12 protein-coding genes are annotated in these 18,173 nt (G+C 54.5%); 7 read left to right on the top strand and 5 right to left on the bottom strand.

Annotated features, from left to right (window positions below; all coding sequences use genetic code 11):
• Positions 1-122: 122 nt before the first annotated feature.
• The 6 genes from DYU11_RS25560 to DYU11_RS25535 all read left to right on the top strand — a co-directional run bounded on the left by DYU11_RS25560 (position 123) and on the right by DYU11_RS25535 (position 9,889).
• Positions 123-3,413, top strand: coding sequence for a SusC/RagA family TonB-linked outer membrane protein (locus DYU11_RS25560; protein WP_229366033.1), 3,291 nt, complete (start codon positions 123-125; stop codon positions 3,411-3,413).
• A 5-nt stretch (positions 3,414-3,418) separates the two neighbouring features.
• A complete protein-coding gene (locus DYU11_RS25555; protein ID WP_119670565.1) occupies positions 3,419-5,152 on the top strand; it encodes a RagB/SusD family nutrient uptake outer membrane protein in 1,734 nt (577 codons plus the stop codon).
• A gap of 20 nt (positions 5,153-5,172) precedes the next feature.
• On the top strand, positions 5,173-5,571 hold the full coding sequence (locus DYU11_RS25550; protein WP_119670564.1) for an SGBP N-terminal domain-containing protein: 399 nt from the start codon (positions 5,173-5,175) through the stop codon (positions 5,569-5,571).
• A gap of 20 nt (positions 5,572-5,591) precedes the next feature.
• Positions 5,592-6,587 (top strand): DUF4466 family protein, encoded by a 996-nt coding sequence (locus DYU11_RS25545; protein WP_229366031.1) that lies wholly within the window; start codon positions 5,592-5,594, stop codon positions 6,585-6,587.
• A 65-nt stretch (positions 6,588-6,652) separates the two neighbouring features.
• The gene (locus tag DYU11_RS25540) at positions 6,653-7,870 is read left to right on the top strand and encodes an alginate lyase family protein (RefSeq protein ID WP_119670616.1); all 1,218 of its coding nucleotides are present in this window, start codon (positions 6,653-6,655) and stop codon (positions 7,868-7,870) included.
• Positions 7,871-7,939: 69 nt separating this feature from the next.
• A complete protein-coding gene (locus DYU11_RS25535) occupies positions 7,940-9,889 on the top strand; it encodes a heparinase II/III domain-containing protein (protein WP_119670562.1) in 1,950 nt (649 codons plus the stop codon).
• A 172-nt stretch (positions 9,890-10,061) separates the two neighbouring features.
• Here the strand turns inward: DYU11_RS25535 and DYU11_RS25530 are convergent, their stop codons facing one another.
• The 3 genes from DYU11_RS25530 to DYU11_RS25520 form a co-directional block, all read right to left on the bottom strand.
• The gene (locus DYU11_RS25530; RefSeq protein ID WP_119670561.1) at positions 10,062-12,272 is read right to left on the bottom strand and encodes a S9 family peptidase; all 2,211 of its coding nucleotides are present in this window, start codon (positions 12,270-12,272) and stop codon (positions 10,062-10,064) included.
• Between the two features lie 76 nt (positions 12,273-12,348).
• Positions 12,349-12,915 (bottom strand): YcxB family protein, encoded by a 567-nt coding sequence (locus DYU11_RS25525; RefSeq protein ID WP_119670560.1) that lies wholly within the window; start codon positions 12,913-12,915, stop codon positions 12,349-12,351.
• 158 nt (positions 12,916-13,073) lie between these two features.
• Positions 13,074-13,484 carry a DUF4783 domain-containing protein gene (locus DYU11_RS25520; RefSeq protein ID WP_229366029.1) on the bottom strand — a complete coding sequence of 137 codons (411 nt, stop codon included), beginning with the start codon at positions 13,482-13,484 and terminating at the stop codon, positions 13,074-13,076.
• Between the two features lie 178 nt (positions 13,485-13,662).
• Between DYU11_RS25520 and DYU11_RS25515 the strand changes: the two genes are divergently transcribed.
• On the top strand, positions 13,663-14,175 hold the full coding sequence (locus DYU11_RS25515) for a phosphoribosyltransferase family protein (protein ID WP_119670558.1): 513 nt from the start codon (positions 13,663-13,665) through the stop codon (positions 14,173-14,175).
• 53 nt (positions 14,176-14,228) lie between these two features.
• On the opposite strand, the gene DYU11_RS33520 is transcribed toward DYU11_RS25515, so the two are convergent.
• Together DYU11_RS33520 and DYU11_RS25510 are read right to left on the bottom strand one after the other, a co-directional pair.
• Positions 14,229-14,405, bottom strand: coding sequence for a hypothetical protein (locus tag DYU11_RS33520; protein ID WP_199736791.1), 177 nt, complete (start codon positions 14,403-14,405; stop codon positions 14,229-14,231).
• Between the two features lie 99 nt (positions 14,406-14,504).
• Complete coding sequence (locus DYU11_RS25510; RefSeq protein ID WP_119670557.1) at positions 14,505-17,492, bottom strand: DEAD/DEAH box helicase; 2,988 nt, start codon at positions 17,490-17,492, stop codon at positions 14,505-14,507.
• Positions 17,493-18,173: the final 681 nt, after the last annotated feature.

The raw sequence follows: 18,173 nt of genomic DNA, 5'->3' as shown, positions 1-18,173 counted from the left end.
AAAATGAGCCAACGCGCAGTCAACGATTTTACCCCGGATTCATGACCAGAAGAGTAAGCCCGGGTGCTCCCTATGCTGCTGGTCGCTCCATTGCTTCCAATGTAATCTTAAACCCTCACCGAATGATGCGACGATTACAAACTCCCCAAGCCGGCCTGGGGCTCCTGCTGCTGCTAGCGGCCGGAATCCCGGAAACCCTGGGACAGACGCGGCCATCGGTAGCCTACCCGCTATCCGTGCCCGCCAGCCTCGCCACCACCAGGACGGAGCCGACGAACCCGCCTGTGTCCGGGGCCATTCGCCCCGAGTGGCGGCTATCGCAGGCCAATCGGCCCGTATTACCTACCGCCAGCGCCCGTCCGTACAGTAGTTTACTTGCCGATAAAGTAGCGCCGACCGACATCACGATTTCCGGACGAGTAACCGACGCTGATTCAAAACAGGCGTTGCCCGGGGTCAGTGTTGTCGTGAAAGGGTCTACCCGGGGCACAAACACCGACGCCGATGGGCGCTATTCCATTTCAGTACCTTCCGAAGAAACCACATTGGTCTTTTCGTTCGTAGGGTATCTGGCGCAGGAAGTGCCGGTGGGCAGCCGTAAGGCAGTGGACGTAACCCTGCGAACGGATACCAAAGCCCTGAACGAAGTGGTTGTGGTCGGTTACGGTACCCAAAAGAAAGAAAACCTGACCGGGGCCGTTGCGGCCGTTACCATCGATGAAAAAATTTCGTCCCGATCATTAACCAACGTCTCGTCGGCTCTGTCGGGTCTGGTACCGGGATTGGCTGTGCAGCAGTCAACCGGGATGGCGGGTCGTAGCGGGGCCTCGCTGGTTATTCGGGGCCTGGGTACGGTCAATAATGCCGGGCCGCTGATTGTGGTCGACGGTATGCCCGATGTGGACATCAACCGTATCGATATGAACGACGTCGAAAGCATTTCGGTCCTGAAAGATGCGGCTTCGGCTTCCGTTTACGGATCGCGGGCGGCCAACGGCGTAGTGCTGATTACGACCAAGAACGGATCGAAATCAAAGAAAGCGCAGATCAATTACACGGGTACGTATGCGATGTCGCAGCCAACGAATTTCTACAATTATTTCGATGACTACGCTCGCGCCATAACCATGCACCTGCGGGCGTCGGGCGCTGGTGCTTCGTCGACAACGTACCGCTACGGGACCGTGGAAGAATGGCTGTCCAGGAGTTTGGTTGACCCCATCAAATACCCAAGCACGAACTGGTGGGATGTGATCCTGCGCGATAACGGACGCATCCAGACGCATAACCTATCCGCTTCCGGCAGCACCGATAAAGCTAATTTTTACATATCGGCCGGTATGCTGAACGAACTGGGGGTGCTGGTCAATCATGATTACAAGCGCTACAACATGCGCTTCAACATGGATTACAAAATTCGGGATGCTTTGAAGGTAGGTGTTCGGATGGACGGTCAGTGGTCGAAGCAGCAGTACGCTAACCAGGAAGGTCTGATCACCTATAGCGGTACGGCCGGCTACGACATTCGGTACGCCGTGGCGGGCATTTTGCCCAAGGAGCCCGAAACCGGTCGTTACGGGGGCATCATGGCTTACGGTGAAGATGCTTTTGCCCGGAACATGCTGACCATCATGGAAGTTAACCATAACCTGCGCGACCGCCAGGAACTGAACGGTAACTTCTACGCCGAGTGGGAACCGGTTACCGGGTTGAAGGTACGGGGCGATTATGGGCTGCGGTACTACAACCAGTTCACCAAAAGCTATTCGGACCCGACGGATGAGTGGAACTTCCAGACCAATCAGATAGCCAGAAATATTGTCGCCCCCAGTGCCGGGATTGCCAACGCTACGGCGCAGGGTTATAAAACCTTGTTGCAGGGGCGAATCAACTACAACAAGACGCTTTTTGGCAATCACCAGCTGAGCGTACTGGGCGCCTATACGGAGGAATACTGGTTCGCCCGCAACCTGTCGGCCAGCCGGCAGGACCGGATTCATCCGAACCTGAGCGAGATCGACGCGGCACTAACCACTACCCAGAGCGCCGGTGGCGATTCGGAAGCTGAAGGCTTGCGGTCTGTGATCGGACGAATCAACTACGTCATCAACGATAAGTATCTGTTTGAAGCCAACGCCCGCTACGATGGGTCGAGTAAGTTCCTGCCCGGGTTTCAGTACGGCTTCTTTCCGTCGGCATCGGCGGGCTGGCGCTTTTCCGAGGAGCCGTTTCTGGCCGGGCTGCGTTCCTGGCTGACCTCGGGGAAGCTGCGCGCTTCCATCGGTCAGTTGGGCAACAACTCCGGCGTTGGGCGCTACGAACAGCGCGATATCCTGGCTCTGACGAACTACATTCTCAACGGGAAAATCGTCAAGGGATTCAGCAGCAACAAGATTATCAACGAAGACTTCTCCTGGGAGGAAACCAACGTAACGAACGTAGGACTGGACCTGGCTTTCTTCGGCGGGCGGTTGAACGCGGAGATCGATATGTACCAGAAAATGACCAACGGGATGATCCGCCCGTCGTCGCTGTCTTCGTTCCTGACCGGCTACAACGCCCCCCGGGTCAACATCGGCCGGCTGCGAAACCGGGGGCTGGAAATGAACCTGACCTACCGGACCAAGATCCGGGATGCCAACATTGGGGCTAATCTGAACATGGCCTTCAACCAGAACCGCCTGCTCGAATGGAATGAGTTTCTGGGCAAAGGGTTCACCTATCTGAACATGCCCTACCATTTCGTGTACACCCGCATCTCCAACGGGATCGCGCAGTCGTGGGAGGATATTGCCAATGCACCCTACCACGGTCAGTACTTCTCGCCCGGCGATATCCTGTACGAAGACCTGAACGGCGACGGCCAGATCAACGATGAAGACCGGAAGGCGATGCCGCAGTTCAACCGGGATCAGCCGGTCGGGACCTACGGCCTGAACCTGTTCGGCAACTGGCGGGGCTTCGACGTCAGCATCCTGTTCCAGGGTGCAACCGGTCGTAAGGATTTCTGGCTGGAACCGTTCAACAACGTGAACGTACCGGGAGCCCGCAACGCATTCCAGGATTTTCACTGGTACGATACCTGGACCCTCGACAACCGGGGGGCGTCGTTGCCGCGGTTGACTACCGGCTCGGGCGGAGCCAACCAGAACGAATCGACCTTCTGGCTCGACAGCTTCAGCTACCTCCGGCTCAAGAACGTACAGTTTGGATATAATATCCCGGATAAGTACACCAGCCGCTTCGGCGTCAGTCGGGTACGGCTCTATTTTACTTCGGAGAACCTGCTGACCGTTACCCGCTACCGGGGTGTCGATCCTGAAAAAAGCACCAGTGTATCCGGGGCCGAGAACAACGACGACCCTTTCCCGCTGCTGAAATCCTATTCGTTTGGCCTTAACCTCAGCTTGTAATAGTCATGATTCGTAACTCATTCTTTCTTCGTGGCGGCCTGTTGCTGAGCCTGTCGCTGCTGGTTACCTGTTGTACCGAAGATTTGCTCGATCAGATTCCGGCATCCGATTTGTCGTCTGAACTGTTCTGGAAAACGACCGATGATGCCGTATATGCCGTCAATGGTGTGTATCAGGCCAACCGGACCACGTTTGACCGGGATTATTATTTCGACGGAGCCGGCGAGTTTGTTAATACCCGCGGCACGAGCAACAACCAGGGGACCTATAACCCGAGTGGCATCGGATCGAGTGGCAACTTCGGGTTTCTCTGGGGCGACTGCTACCGAACGATCAATCGCGCCAACTACGTACTGGAGAATATTACAGCACTCCAGGCTTCTATCAGTAACCCGACCGATCAGGCACAGCTGACGCGGCTGGTTGCCGAAACCCGGTTCATGCGGGCAATCAACTATTTCCGGCTTATTGATCTGTGGGGTGATGTTCCCTACTTCACCAAAAAGCTTGACGGAAATGCAGAGGCTTATTCGCTCACCCGAACTCCCCGTGCGGCAGTGAAGGATTCAATCCTGGCCGATCTGGCTTATGCGGCTACCGTTTTGCCGGAACGTTATTCGGGCGACAATCTGGGGCGCGTCACACAACTGGCTGCGCTGGGCTTCCGCGGAAAAGTGAATCTGTACTGGGCCTGCTGGATGAAAAATGAAGGCAAAACGGCCGAAGCCCAGACGCATTACACAGCCGCAGCAGCCGACTTCAAGAAAATCATCGATAAGAACATTCCGTTGTTCCGGGGTGGGGAGCCGGGACCGGCTGACAATCCGAACTACTGGCACCTGTTCCAGTATTTCAACGAGTACGATCCCGAAATCATCTTTTCCGTGCAGTTTGGCGGGCCGCTGCTCGCTCAGGGTGAAGAGCTGATGCGCGACTTCGGAACCCGAAACACGGGCAACGCGCAGTGCTGGGTGGCGCCCACGATCCGGCTGGCCAACCGGTACCAGCTTACTTCAACCGGCGATTTTGCCCCGGCCCTGATTGCCTCGCGGAACACGACCCAGGTCAACAGCGCAACGAACCCCAAATCGTACGTAGGGCGCGACTACCGGATGCGGGCTACCATGCTTTGGGACGAGCAGAAAATGCTCCGGCTTTCAACCGATGGTCTGAACGTCCAGGACAGCATCCCGTTCCGCTTCGGTAGCCGCGACGGCGTAACGTACATCAACTATGATGGCGCTCCCTCGGGCTACATTTTTCGGAAATGGGTGCGCCAGACGGGAGGGATTGGCCGTAGTGACGGGCCGCAGGACATCTACCTGATGCGTCTGCCGGACGTGTGGCTGATGTATGCCGAAGCCGTTAATGAACTGAACGGCCCTAACGATGAGCTGTTTACGTTGCTGGACCGGATTCGGCGCCGGGGAAATCTGCCTCCTTTGAGCCGGGGTAAGTTCGCGAGCAAAGCCGAGTTCTTTAAAGCCATTGAGCAGGAACGCATCATCGAGCTGGTAGGCGAGGGGCATCGCTTCTTCGACATCCGGCGCTGGAAAAAGCTGGAAGAGATCTGGCCCGCGCCGAACGGACAGGTGCTGACCGATTCGCAGGGTACACGAATCCGGGACGAATTTGTGAACGCGCCCGAACGGAACTACCAGCGTTACTACATCTTCCAGATTCCGACCAACGAGATCGAAGCCAATCCAAAAATTACTCAGAACGAACCCTGGCTGTAAGCACTAATTCGCGTACTGACATGAAAAAACAAGTCATATCTACCTTATTGATAGCGGTGTCGAGCGTATTTCTTTTCGGATCGTGCGAAAAGACGCCGGTCGATGCCGATGGGTTGCTTATTACGCAGCGGTCGCAGTGCTACATGACCTTCTTCGATGCGCTGGGATCGGATCATCGCACGGTGCTCGTGGCCGGTTCTACGCAGATCGATACTACCGCCCTGACCGTTAAGGCCGTGGCCCGGTTTGGTACGAACATCAAACGGATCAAGCCGTATTCCAGTGTCGTAACCGATGCCATCGTCGAGCCTAACATGGGCGTCTGGACCGATTTTTCAACCCCCCAGCAATACACAGTGGTGTCGGGAAACCGGAAAGTACGGAAAACGTATACGATTACGCTCACGCTTCAGCAGTAACCCTTTATCAAGCCATGACCATGAAAGCGAATAGAAGTTACCTGTTGTTGCTGGCGATCATTGCGGTTGGCTTAGCGTCCTGCGAGCCAAATGAGGTTGAAAATGAAGGCCCGCTGCGCAACGACCTGCTTAAGAAAACAACCAGTCCGGCCGTTATCGGCGACCGGATTGAATTTGTCTATGCCCTTGGAACGCTGGAAGGTACGTTGAAGGCCGCCCGCGCCGAAGCCTCCATTCCGGGCGCGGTCGGTACAGGGTTCAGCCGGTATTCCTGGTTCACGAATCGGAGTACCGGGCAGGACGTACCCGTGCTGACCGCCGGCGATACGATCACCAACGGAGCCGTTTCGACGGCGTCGATTCTTGATGGCGACAACAACAAAGCGCTGTCGCTGCGCTACTACTACGCCGTTCCGGAAGAAGCCCGGGGAAAAACCGTAACGTTCCGGTTTAGCGGTACCTCCTCAACGGGGCAGGAGGTAACTGTTAATTCCCCCGCCTACAGGGTGAGCCGAATGGATATGAAGCGGCAGATCACGCTAAAAGATGCGGAGAAATGCTACGTGTCCCTGTCGGATATGACGGCGTACACAAAAGAAGAAGTTGAACAGAAAGGCCTGTCGGGTAAGATCGACTTCGTGTATGTGTACCGCGCTACGCTCGGGACCAACAGGTATGCTTTTGGGCACGCCCTGGTTTCGCTCGCCAACGGCACGTACCTGAGTGATCTGAATCTTCCGGCTTCGTGGACCAGGACGCCAACGCTTCTGGATAAGCGGGTAGACGTAAAAGACGCTCAATTGCGCGGAGGAGGGTTTGACGTGTACATCGATGACACGGATCTCGAACGGACTACATTCACAAACTCGGCTGATTTTGCCTATAACCTGGCGGCAGATCAGGGGGCCTTTGTCCGGTCGGGCGACGGTTCGTACGTCGCGTATGTTTTTGTCAACAACGTGAACAACACGGCGAAAACAATGACCGTCAGCATCAAGCGCCTTCAGGTAAAATAACGCTGATACAACCCGGGATGATAACCAGTGCCGGTTATCATCCCGGCCTAAACCTAAACCAGATCATGCATAATGAATGGCAGCGACTGGCCGTCTGGACGGGTGCGCTCGTTGTGGTATCCATGTTGCAATCGTTTGCGCAGTCAGGGCAGGAGCCCGCTACGTTTCTGCTGGATGGGGCCGTACTGAAGGCCAACAAAGAAAAAATCCGGCAAGGTGATCCAGCAATGGTTGCAGCCCGGCAATCACTGCTGAGCACCGCGGATCAGATCCTGACCAAACCGGCCCACTCCGTCGTCGAGAAAAGTAAAACTCCGCCCAGTGGCGATAAGCACGATTACATGAGCGTGGGACCGTACTGGTGGCCGGATCCGACCAAACCCAATGGCCTGCCCTACATCCGCAAGGATGGTCAGGTCAATCCGGAACGGATGGCTATTCAGGACAATGCGTATCTGAACGAACTATGCAGCCAGGTTCAGACGCTGGCCGTTGCGTATTATTTCTCCGACAACGAGACATACGCCCGGCGGGCAACTGACCTGCTTCGGGGGTGGTTTCTTAACCCCCAAACCCGCATGAATCCGAACTTGAACTACGGTCAGGCAATCCCGGGCATCACGGATGGGCGGGGTATTGGGCTGATCGACACCCGGGGCCTGGCCGAGGTGGTCGATGCCGTGCAGTTGCTAAAGTCATCAAAAACCTGGCCGCAGAACGATCAGGTAGCTTTGCAGGCTTGGTTTCGGCAATTTCTGAACTGGATGCTGACGAGTCCGGTCGGGAAGGATGAAGAGGATGAGCACAACAACCACGGCACATACTACGACTTCCAGACCCTGGCTTTTGCCTTGTTTGTGGACGATAAACCGCTGGCCCGGCAGATCATCGAAAAAAAGACGTATGGCCGCATCCAGAGTCAGCTGAAAGCCGATGGCAGCCAGCCGCATGAACTGGCCCGAACGCTTTCCTGGAACTATTCGGTGATGAACCTGAAAGGGTTTTTCGGACTGGCCGCCCTGGCTGAAAAGGTCAATATCGACCTCTGGAATTATGAAACTCCGGATGGAAAGAGCATCAAAAAAGCGTATCTGTGGCTGCTGCCTTACGCCGAAAACCAGAAACCCTGGGAGCACAAGCAGATTAAAGAACTGCACCGCGAGGAATTTTGGCCGGTCGTAGCCGTAGCCGAAACTAAATACGGCCGCTCCGGGGACACCGAAAACAGGCCCGCTGCGAGCGTGAACGATCCGTTCTTTGTCCTGACGCATTCGCTGTTCTAAGTCGAGCCCTGGCCCGACGCAGTCCGTCTCTGCCGTTTATCATGATTGATTAAAACCTGACCCTGTTCAATGAGATACGTACTAATCATTGCCCTGTTTTGTCTGCTTCGGTGGCCGGTCGGTGCGCAGCAGCCGGATTTGCTGAGCGGAAAATTTTCGTCCGCAGACTTAAAAACCGTATTGATTCCGCAGGCGAAGTGGACACCCTTTCCCAAACGGGACGATCGGGCGGGCTGGGCGAAGGCCGATGCGGCTATGATGAACGCTTACCTGAAAAAAGCGGAATCGTACCTGAACTACGAATGGCCCTACATTCCGGCGACCAAGTCGCTGCTGATCGAACGTACCGGCGACCGGGATCAGTACCAGGCCGTGAGTTTTCAGAAGCGGGAGGTGCTCGGTACGCTGCTTCTCGCCGAAATTTATGAAAACAAGGGCCGGTTTGTCGACCCGATCATTGATGGCGTATGGTCCATCTGCGAAGAGTCGTTCTGGGGTGTACCGGCCCACCTGCCGAAATCAAAAACGTATGCCGGTCTGATGGACGTTTCGCAGCCGTTTGTCGACCTGTTTGCGGCCGAAACCGCTACGTACCTGGCCTGGGTCGACTACTACCTCGGTGATAAGCTCGACGCCGTTTCGCCCCAGATCCGGAAACGGATCTATACCGAAACCAACAACCGAATTTTTCAGCCGCTGATGACCCGGCCCCACGGCTGGATGACCAAAACGGCTAACGGCCGCGCCCCCAACAACTGGAATCCGTGGATCTGCTCGAACTGGCTGAACGCGGTTCTGTTGCTGGAAAAAGACGATGACAAGCGTACGGCCAACGTGGCAAAGCTGCTGGACGTACTGGACGAATTCCTGAATCCGTATCCGCAGGATGGCGGCTGCGACGAAGGACCGAGTTATTGGGGGGCCGCAGCCGCGTCGCTGTATGACAACATTGCGATGCTGAACCTGGCCAGCAACGATGCCTTTGCCTACGTGTACGCCGACGAGAAGTTTCGGAATATGGGTCGGTTCATCTACCGCGCGCAGATCAGCGACCGCTATTTTCTGAACTTTGCCGATGCTGATCCACAGCCCGGCATGGCCGCAACGATGATCTACCGCTACGGCAAAGCCATCAATGACCCTGACATGATGCGGTTCGGTGCCTACTACCGAAAACCGGAGGATGGCACCATCGGGAAGTTTCATTACTTCCGCAATTTTTACGCTCTGTTCATGCAGGACGAATTTCAGAAAGCTGCGCAGGGGCTGCCGTTGCCTAAAGACGTCTGGCTGCCCGACCTGCAGGTGTTTGCCGCCCGCGACCGGGAAGGAACAACCGATGGCTTCTACGTAGCGGCCAAAGGGGGACACAACGACGAAAGCCACAACCACAACGACATAGGCAATTATGTCGTTTACTTCGACGGACAACCCTTGCTGATTGACGTAGGCCGGGGTACTTACACGGCGAAAACGTTCAGCAGCAAACGATACGACATCTGGTATAACTGTTCGGACTACCACAACCTGCCGACGATCAACGGCAAAACGCAACCGCCCGGCCCCCAGTTTAAAGCCGCTCAGGTAGCTCATAAAGCGGGGGGAGCGTTTACGCAGTTTGACGTTGATATAGCTCAGGCCTATCCTAAAGAAGCCGGGGTAAGGCATTGGCAGCGTACCGTCCGGCTGAACCGGGGTAAGGGCGTGCAGATAACGGATGCTATCAGCCTGGAAAAAGCCGATGCCCTTACGCAGCACCTCATGACGTGCTACCCCGCCGAAGTGCAGAAGCCGGGCAGACTGCTCATTCGCTACCAGCCTAAAGGCGGTTCGGCGCGAAATTTTGTGGTGACCTACAATCCGGCTCAGTTGCAGGCGTCGGTCGAAAAGATAAAACTGGACGCGCCCGAAGACCGCGGAATCATTACAAAGTGGGGCGATACAATCTACCGAATCAATCTGAAGGCCTTGGCACCAAAAACGTCGGATAAACTTTTACTAGCCGTTGCAGCGGAGTAGCCCTCTCAAAGCAGGCAGCCAACTCATTACGTTGCCAACGCTACGTCCGGGCAGCTAGCCGGGACGTAGCGTTGAGACCGATACGCAATGTCTATCATAGGTTAAAAGTGGGCATCAGTGCTTCCATCTCGTGAGGCACTGATCTTTGTTTTTAAAGGGGGGCCGGGCTGCGCTACAGATTTTTCTCGATGAAATTCGTCATCATCTGGTACAGATGCAGCCGGGTATTACCCCCCGAAATACCATGGTTGCGGTTGGGGTAGTAGAACGACTGAAACTGCTTCCCCGACCGGATCAGCGCGTCTTCGAACATCACCGAATTCTGGAAATGTACGTTATCATCGCCGGTGCCGTGAATGAGCAGGTACGGGCTGCGCAGTTTGGCCGCGTGGGTGAGGGGCGAATTCTCGTCGTAACCCGAGGGGTTTTCCTGCGGGCGTTTGAGGTACCGCTCCGTATAGATAGTGTCGTAGAAACGCCAGGTCGTGACGGGGGCCACCGAAATGCCCATCTTGAATACTTCGGCCCCCAGGGTCATACAAAGGGCCGTCATGTAACCCCCGTAGCTCCAGCCCCAGATGCCCACCCGATTCGGATCAACATACGGCCAGGTTTTGAGCGTCTGCGCCACGGCAATCTGGTCCTGCGTTTCGAGCCGGCCAAGCTGGGCGTACGTCTGCGTCCGGAAGGCCGTTCCGCGGGCGCCCGTGCCCCGGTTGTCTACCGATATGATGACATAACCTTTATCGGCCATCGTCTGATACCAGAAAAAATCGCGGGTATCCCAGTCATTTTTAACGGTTTGTGAACCCGGACCGCCGTATACAAACATCAGTACCGGGTATTTTTTCGTACTGTCGAAGCGGAGCGGACGTATCTCAAAGCCGTTCAGCAGCGTACCGTCGGCGGCTTTCGTCGTGAAGAACCGTTTGGGCGAGAGGGCATACTGCCGCAGCCGGTTGTTCAGGCCACTGTTGGTTTCCAGTATGCGGAGCTGCTCGGCTGTCGGGGCTTTGCGCAACGTAACGACGGTAGGAGTGGCCGCCGACGTATAATACTCCAGGTAGTACGTGAAGTCCGGATTGAAATTAATGGCATACGTACCCGATTGTTTGGTTAACCGGGTTTTGTTGCGCCCGTCCAGCCCGATGCGGTACAACTGCCGTTCGAGCGGAGAGTTTTCGGTCGATAGGTAATAAACCGCCTGGCTTTTCTCGTCGACGCCCAGGATGTTGATGGCTTCAAATTCGCCGGACGTAATCGGGCGGATCAGTTTGCCGCTCATATCGTGCAGGTAAAGGTGTTTGAACCCGCTCCGTTCGCTGCTCCAGACAAAGGCCTTGCCGTCGCGCAGGTAAGTCAGATCGTCCGTAAATTCCAGGTCCACGTAAGTTGGGCTGGTTTCGGTCAGTACGGTAGTTGCCTGCCCGGTGGCGGCATTGATGTGGAGCAGATCGAGCCGGTTCTGGAGCCGGTTCAGTCGCCGGACCGACAGCAGGTTGGGATTCCGGGTCCACTGAATGCGGGGCAGGTACAAGTCGGTGTCGGTACTGAGGCCGGTCTGCGCCTGCACTTTTTTTCCGCTTGGCCCTTTGTCAGCTACGTCGGCGATCCAGACCGTCACGGTCGAGTTGGCTTCGCCGGCTTTGGGGTATTTGAACCGGTAGTCGATGGGGTAGAGGTTACCCCAGAGCTGCATGTTGTACTCCGGCACGCGGCTTTCGTCGAACCGAATCCAGGCGATACGGCGGCTGTCGGGCGACCACTCGAACGCCCGCGACATCGTGAATTCTTCTTCGTAGACCCAGTCGGCCGCGCCGTTGATGATGGCGTTCTGTTTACCGTCGGTCGTGAGCTGGGTTTCCTGTTTGGTAGCCAGATCAACCACAAACAGGTTATTGTCGCGAACGAACGCCACCTGTTTGCCGTCGGGCGAGAACGTAGCGTACAGCTGCTTGCCGCCCTTACTCAGCGGGGTCAGTTGTGCCGATTGCAGGTCGTACACGTAGAATTGGGCGCGACTCGACCGGCGGTAAATCGGTTCGTCGTCGGTCGTGATGAGCAGTTTACGTTCGTCGGCGCTGAGCTGGTAACCTTCCAGGTTAATGCGCTGGTTGCCGCCCGCCACAACGGCCGTTCGCTGGTCGAATAAGGTATCGACCGGCTGGCCCGTAGTGATGTTGAATTTGACAATGCGACCGTCGTTCTGGGTTGTGTAGAAACCACCGGTTTTCATCCAGTTGACTCCTTCGACGGTGCGTTGGGTAAATACACCGGCGTTGCGCCCCCAGACATCGTCGAGTGTGACGGCCCGCTGCATTTGCGCCGTCGCAAGGGTATGGATCAGAAAAAGGAGCGCAAGGAGCGAACCTGTGTACTTCATGGTAAAAGGGGTTAACTGTAAACAGAAAATCCAACCCTGCGATGGAGTTGGACTTTCAAAAATAACAAAATAGCGTTTACGATGGGTCGCCCAGCAGTCCTTTGCGCTTCAGGAGGGCATCGGTGAATTTCAGATCGTTTTCGCTGTTGAAGATCGTGTAGGGCAGGTACAGGAACTGCGCTTTCGACAACCCCCGTGTCACGGTTTTGGCGATCCAGTTGGCTTTGACGTTCTGCAGCGCCTGCTCGTTGTTGAGGAAGAAAATGTAGGCTTCCTTGTCTTTGATAACACTGCCGATCTGATCCCACTTCAGCATACCCCCTTCGCGGGCGTTGATGCGCATGAGAATCTGCCGGCTGTCGATTTCGTAAACGTATTTCTGAAACAGGGCCTTGCTCTGTTCCATCTGCGTAATGCCGGTAATCTGCACAGCCCAGAACAGTACGTACAGGATGGTGAGGAGCACAATGACAATGTAGATCCAGATGTTGGGATAAGCCCCCGTAACGTTCAGGATAACGTTCAGGATAATCAGGCCCAGGGGAACAAACGCCCACTTCCAGTTATCTTTTACCCACTGACGCAGGGCTATGTTGATGTACGTTTTTTGATCTAACGCGTATTTCTTGGTTTTAACAATCATGGTACCTCATAATGAAGGCACAAAGATAGAAGTTTGTTAGGAAAAGCAGGAAAGAAAAGGGAGGAGAGGAGGCAGAGTGGAACGGAGAAGGAAAGTGGCGATTAAAGTGCTTTTCTTTTCTCCCCTCTACATTCCTCCCTCTCCTCCTTTCCTCCCTTCTAAGCTTCCTTACGAAAGTGAAGGGCGTTGATAACGTATTGCCGGCCGGCGGTCTGCCGCATCAGTACGTAGACCGTGAAGGCGTGGCCTTCGGTCGCGTAGGTGCCGGTGCTGTACAACAACCGGTCCGATGCGCCCCGGTACACAAACTGAAAACTATGGGGCGGATATTTACGAAAAAAGCTGCGAAGAATCAGTTCGGCGTGGGGGGCTGCCAACGAGCTAAACTCAACCTTCTCCGAATCGATGATTAACTCGATGGTGCTGGCAAAATGAGCCGAGAGCTGCCCGGCGTTGCCGTTGCGAAGCGAGATACGTATGGTCTCACTGAGCTGCGTACCGGGTGATGAGTTGGCCGGTGGCGTTGTCCATAATGTAGAGAAAAGTAAAAGAGCGACCAGGGCTTTCATGATGATGGTTGTAATCTCGGTATGCCCTGACAATTGGCTAAAACTATGCCAAACCCATCCGTTTGTTTGCCAGACGATGTCGGAATAGTCTTATTGGTAGTTGGACCAATCCGGCAACGTACTGGCGCTATGGCGACTTTTTACCATCTTTGCAGGGCTAACCATCGTTACAGCCGGTATGACGACCGCTCAACCTACGCTCATCCTGAACGCCGAACAGATTCAGCAGAAAATCCGTCGGATTGCCTTTCAGATTTACGAAAACAACTTCGGAGAACCTGCTATCATTCTGGCCGGCATAACGGGCGAAGGCTATGTACTGGCTGAGTCACTGGCACAGGAATTGCGACAGATCGCGCCGTTCCGGCTTGATCTGGTACGTCTTACCATCGATAAGTCGCAATCCGCGCAGCCGCCGGTTCAGGTGGAAGGCCCCGACGCCGACTTTGCCGATAAGGTGGTGATTGTTGTAGACGACGTGCTGTACACCGGTCGGACGCTCGCTTTCAGTTTGCAGCCGTTTTTTACCATGCCGGTCCGCAAACTACAGGTAGCCGTACTGATCGACCGCAACCATCCGCGCTACCCCGTTGCCGCCGATTACAAAGGGTATGAACTCAGTACTACCCTCAACGAACACGTTGACGTTATCCTGAGCGACCCCGATCGGACCGGCGTTTACCTGCGGTAAGAAAAGACAGCAGAAACCCTGGCCGAAGCCTGACCAGGGTCCGGTTCATTACATTATGCCTTTGTGCTGCGAATCAGGCTGACGCCGGCGAAGAAAAAGATGCCGCCCAGCACCAGAAAGACAAAGGATGCCTGAGCGACACCCCCTTTTGAAAAATCGATGCCTGCGTAGATGAGGCCAACCAGGCCGACCAGGGTCAGCAGAATGCCAAAGATGCTTTTCGTATTCATACGTTGAGCTGATTATTTTGGTGAATGATAGCGTATATCTCCTCAGTAACAAATACGGAGGGCTACATTCCCAAAAATCTTCTGAACGTGTGATTCTGACTATTCCAGAAGCACCATTACGTCTTCCTTGGTCAGTGACTTGACAAAGTTCTCTTCGGTGGCAATGAGGTTGCTGGCCAGTTTCTGCTTCGACCGCTGCAGGGCCAGAATCTTCTCTTCGACCGTGTTTTTGGTGATGAACTTATAGGTAAATACCGTTTTCTTCTGACCGATGCGGTGCGCCCGGTCGACGGCCTGCGCTTCGATGGCCGGATTCCACCACGGGTCCAGAATGAATACGTAGTCGGCGGCCGTCAGGTTGTGGCCCAGCCCACCGGCTTTCAGCGAAATCAGGAACAGCTTCACCGAATCGTCGGTCTGGAACAGTTCTACCTGCGACTGCCGGTCCTGCGTCGACCCGTCGAGATACGCGTATTTGATGTTCTTTTCTTTCAGGTATTGCCGCACTACGCTCAGGTGTTTGATAAACTGACTGAACACCAGAACTTTGTGGTGATCGGTCATGGCGCTTTCCAGGCGCATCAGTACGTCCTCCAACTTGCCCGAATCGCCTTCGTAGGTATCGTCGATCATCCGGGGGTGGTTTGCAATCTGCCGGAGTTTGGTCAGGCCCTGGAGCACGATCATCTGTGATTTGGCCATCCCATCTTCCTCAATACGTTCCAGAATCAGGTTCCGGTAGTACGACTTCGCTTCTTCGTACTGCTTCTCCTGTTCGGGTGTCATCTCCGAATAGAGAATGCTTTCTACTTTTTCGGGCAGATCGGTGGCTACCTGCGCTTTGTTGCGCCGGAGCATAAACGGCTTGATCAGCCCATAGAGCCGGCCGGTTTTCTGCTCGTCGTGGCGTTTCTCAATCGGCACCTGAAACTCATTGCGGAAAAACGACTGGCTTCCCAGCAGCCCCGGGTTGATGAACGTCATCTGCGTCCAGAGGTCCATGGTGCTGTTTTCCAGCGGAGTACCGGTCAGAATCAGGCGGTTGGCCGAATTGAGCTGCATGACCGCCTTCGTAATGTGCGACGACGGATTTTTGATGGCCTGCGATTCGTCCAGAATCACGTAGTTGAAGCGGTAATCCTTGAGCAGTTCAATGTCGATCCGGACAATACCGTACGAGGTCAGAATCAGGTCGTAGTCGTCGAACTGCGCCGTGTTCTTATCGCGGTAGGTGCCGGTGTAGACCATCACCCGCAGGTCGGGCGTAAATTTGCGGGATTCCAGTTCCCAGTTGTACAGCAGCGAGGTAGGCATAACCAGCAGCGTCGGTTCGGTAATGCCCAGTTCTTTCTGCCCCTGCAGCATGGCCAGCGTCATCACGGTCTTACCCAGACCCATGTCGTCGGCGAGGCAGCCGCCGAAGCGGTACTGCCGCAGGAAATTCATCCAGTCGTAACCCGCCTGTTGATATGGGCGGAGCGTACCGGTAAACTGCTTCGGCAACGGGAAGCTTTCAATCTCTTCAAAGTCGCGTAGCCGTTCGAGTTTGCGGGTCATCACGGCCGTTGCGAGGCTATCGCGTTCGAGTTCCTGCACCAGTGCGAGGTGGTGTTTACGCAGCACGAGCTGGTCGGTGCCGTCGGGTTGTTCCAGAAATCCGAACAGCTCCGAATATTTCGTGAACCAGGCTTCCGGAATGACGGCAATCTCGCCGTTGGGGAGCGTAAACTCCCGCTTCTTATTCAGAATCAGGTTCCGCAGTTTCAGAAACGGAATTTCAAACTCGCCGAACCGAACGTTGGCGTAAATGTCGAACCAGTCGCGGCCCTCCTGGATGGATACGTCGATGGACGAATACCCCAGAAAATAGCGCTTGGTATCCTGGGCACTCTGCTGAAGCACAAACCCGGCCTGGTCGAGTTGGGCGCTGTGTTCCGAAAGCCACGAAAAAGCTTCCGGTTTGGGCAGAGCAAGCCGGCCGTGCCGGATGTCGAGGTTGTGCTCGCGAAGCCAGTTTAGTTTCTGCCGTTCAAGGCGCTGATCCCGGCGGATTTTATGAAATACGTATTCGTCGCCTTTCTTCTCCAGGCTTACGTTAGCCGAAGCCGCAAAGCTGTCGAACCGGAACGTAAAGGAACCGTAGCGGAACGACAGGTCGAACGCGATTCGTTGCCCGGCATCATCGTCGGGTTCAGGGCCATCGGCAAAGAGCGAAGCCGCCACCGGGCGGCTCGATGCCACCTGTTCCGAAACGGTAAGGACCGGCACCGGATCTACGGTCTCTGTTTTTATCTCGAACCCTTTGGCATATACGTCATACGAAGCGATCAGTGGGGCTACGAACCGCTCATAATACTGATGCTCAATATTTTTCGGGATAACGATATGGTTCTTGTTAAAGAACGGTCGGAGTTTTTTTCCGTCTACGCTTTTGCTGAAATGATACAGCCGGTTGTTGACCATCATATAGGCGGGCTCATCGCAGATCATCAGCGCATCCTTAAACTGGAACTCGATCCGCTCCGTTTCCCGGGTCCCGTTCGATCCGCTTCCTGCTTCGCCGGTTTCGGCAACCGGATAGCGAATAATGGGAAAATAGTGGGTTGAGTCGTCGTTCCGGACGAAGTGAAAATGCACCCGTGCCGGTTCAGACATCCACTCAATGCGCGACCAGGCCGGATTGCCGTCGTTGCCCATCACGTAAAAAGGCTTGCCGGGCAGCAGGGCCATGATCTGCGCTTTCAGGTTTTCGAGATAGCCCGCGATGGCCTCCTGCACCAGCTTGTCGCCTTTCTGAGGATCGTATAGTTTAAGGAAGAAATCGACCGCCGGCAGCCGCCGGGTGTTGAACTTCTTGACGATGGTGTCCTGCTGGATGCTTTCGATCAGCCGGACGAGTTCAAAATCCCGTTCGTCGAGTTTTTCGGCAAACTCACCAACGTTCTGGGTCGAGAGGGTCTGATTAAGCAGCGTCAGTTCCCCCCGGCCGTTAAGCTGAACGACAAAGGCTTCGATCAGGAAGCCTAAAAATTCATGCTCCAACAGCGAATAAACGATCTGAAACGGATCAGATGGTGAAACTTTCATAACACTGCAAACGATCGGCCAGTACTAACGGTGGTGTTGAGCTACTGGAATGACGAGACTAAGAACTAAACCAGTGGATCTGTCGGGATAAAACCAGTTGATAATACGAATAAAAGCTTTGTTATCAGTGGTTTAACAGACAAAATAGAAACCTAACGACCTCAAATATACGAACTCATACAAGAAACCCAACTCTACATTTCAGCCAAAATAAACAAAGTGTAAACGGATCGCGAATAACCTTATTTAACGGCAATTCTGACCGCTGGAATTGGTTTGGCCGCAGGAAGAGGCCGGGTGGGCCAACCAGTAGACGATTGATTGAAAAATGACTTTGGCATAGTATTAGATGAACGGGTGTTCAACCAAAAAATCGCTTCGTGAGCTTTGTATTCGTATCGGTAAACTCAGGCAGATGGAAGCGCTGAATCCGGAATATATGATCAAAGCAGATTAAAAAATAAACAATTTCCAGGGCGGTAAATCGGGTAGTAACTGCTCCGCATCGTTTGTGTATAAACGAAGTTTCCGCTGAGAATAACAGATTGTATTCATACGTATGTAATGTGGTAAATAATTAAGAATGAATAGGTTAAAGAGTATTCTATTGTGACATTATTAGTCAGATAGAACTACTTGTTTCCGTTACCTGCGTATTGGTCTTCCTCCTGTTTTTCCGCC

The organism is Fibrisoma montanum (assembly GCF_003583365.1).
GTDB classification, from domain to species: Bacteria; Bacteroidota; Bacteroidia; order Cytophagales; family Spirosomataceae; genus Fibrisoma; species Fibrisoma montanum.
This window is presented reverse-complemented; position numbering and strand designations above follow the sequence as displayed.

What these genes read in the sequence shown, in the direction of transcription:
- DYU11_RS25560 (WP_229366033.1), top strand. Translation starts at nt 123, where the DNA reads ATGATGCGACGATTACAAACTCCCCAAGCCGGCCTGGGGCTCCTGCTG.
- DYU11_RS25555 (WP_119670565.1), top strand. Translation starts at nt 3,419, where the DNA reads ATGATTCGTAACTCATTCTTTCTTCGTGGCGGCCTGTTGCTGAGCCTG.
- DYU11_RS25550 (WP_119670564.1), top strand. Translation starts at nt 5,173, where the DNA reads ATGAAAAAACAAGTCATATCTACCTTATTGATAGCGGTGTCGAGCGTA.
- DYU11_RS25545 (WP_229366031.1), top strand. Translation starts at nt 5,592, where the DNA reads ATGAAAGCGAATAGAAGTTACCTGTTGTTGCTGGCGATCATTGCGGTT.
- DYU11_RS25540 (WP_119670616.1), top strand. Translation starts at nt 6,653, where the DNA reads ATGCATAATGAATGGCAGCGACTGGCCGTCTGGACGGGTGCGCTCGTT.
- DYU11_RS25535 (WP_119670562.1), top strand. Translation starts at nt 7,940, where the DNA reads ATGAGATACGTACTAATCATTGCCCTGTTTTGTCTGCTTCGGTGGCCG.
- DYU11_RS25530 (WP_119670561.1), bottom strand. Translation starts at nt 12,272, where the DNA reads ATGAAGTACACAGGTTCGCTCCTTGCGCTCCTTTTTCTGATCCATACC.
- DYU11_RS25525 (WP_119670560.1), bottom strand. Translation starts at nt 12,915, where the DNA reads ATGATTGTTAAAACCAAGAAATACGCGTTAGATCAAAAAACGTACATC.
- DYU11_RS25520 (WP_229366029.1), bottom strand. Translation starts at nt 13,484, where the DNA reads ATGAAAGCCCTGGTCGCTCTTTTACTTTTCTCTACATTATGGACAACG.
- DYU11_RS25515 (WP_119670558.1), top strand. Translation starts at nt 13,663, where the DNA reads ATGACGACCGCTCAACCTACGCTCATCCTGAACGCCGAACAGATTCAG.
- DYU11_RS33520 (WP_199736791.1), bottom strand. Translation starts at nt 14,405, where the DNA reads ATGAATACGAAAAGCATCTTTGGCATTCTGCTGACCCTGGTCGGCCTG.
- DYU11_RS25510 (WP_119670557.1), bottom strand. Translation starts at nt 17,492, where the DNA reads ATGAAAGTTTCACCATCTGATCCGTTTCAGATCGTTTATTCGCTGTTG.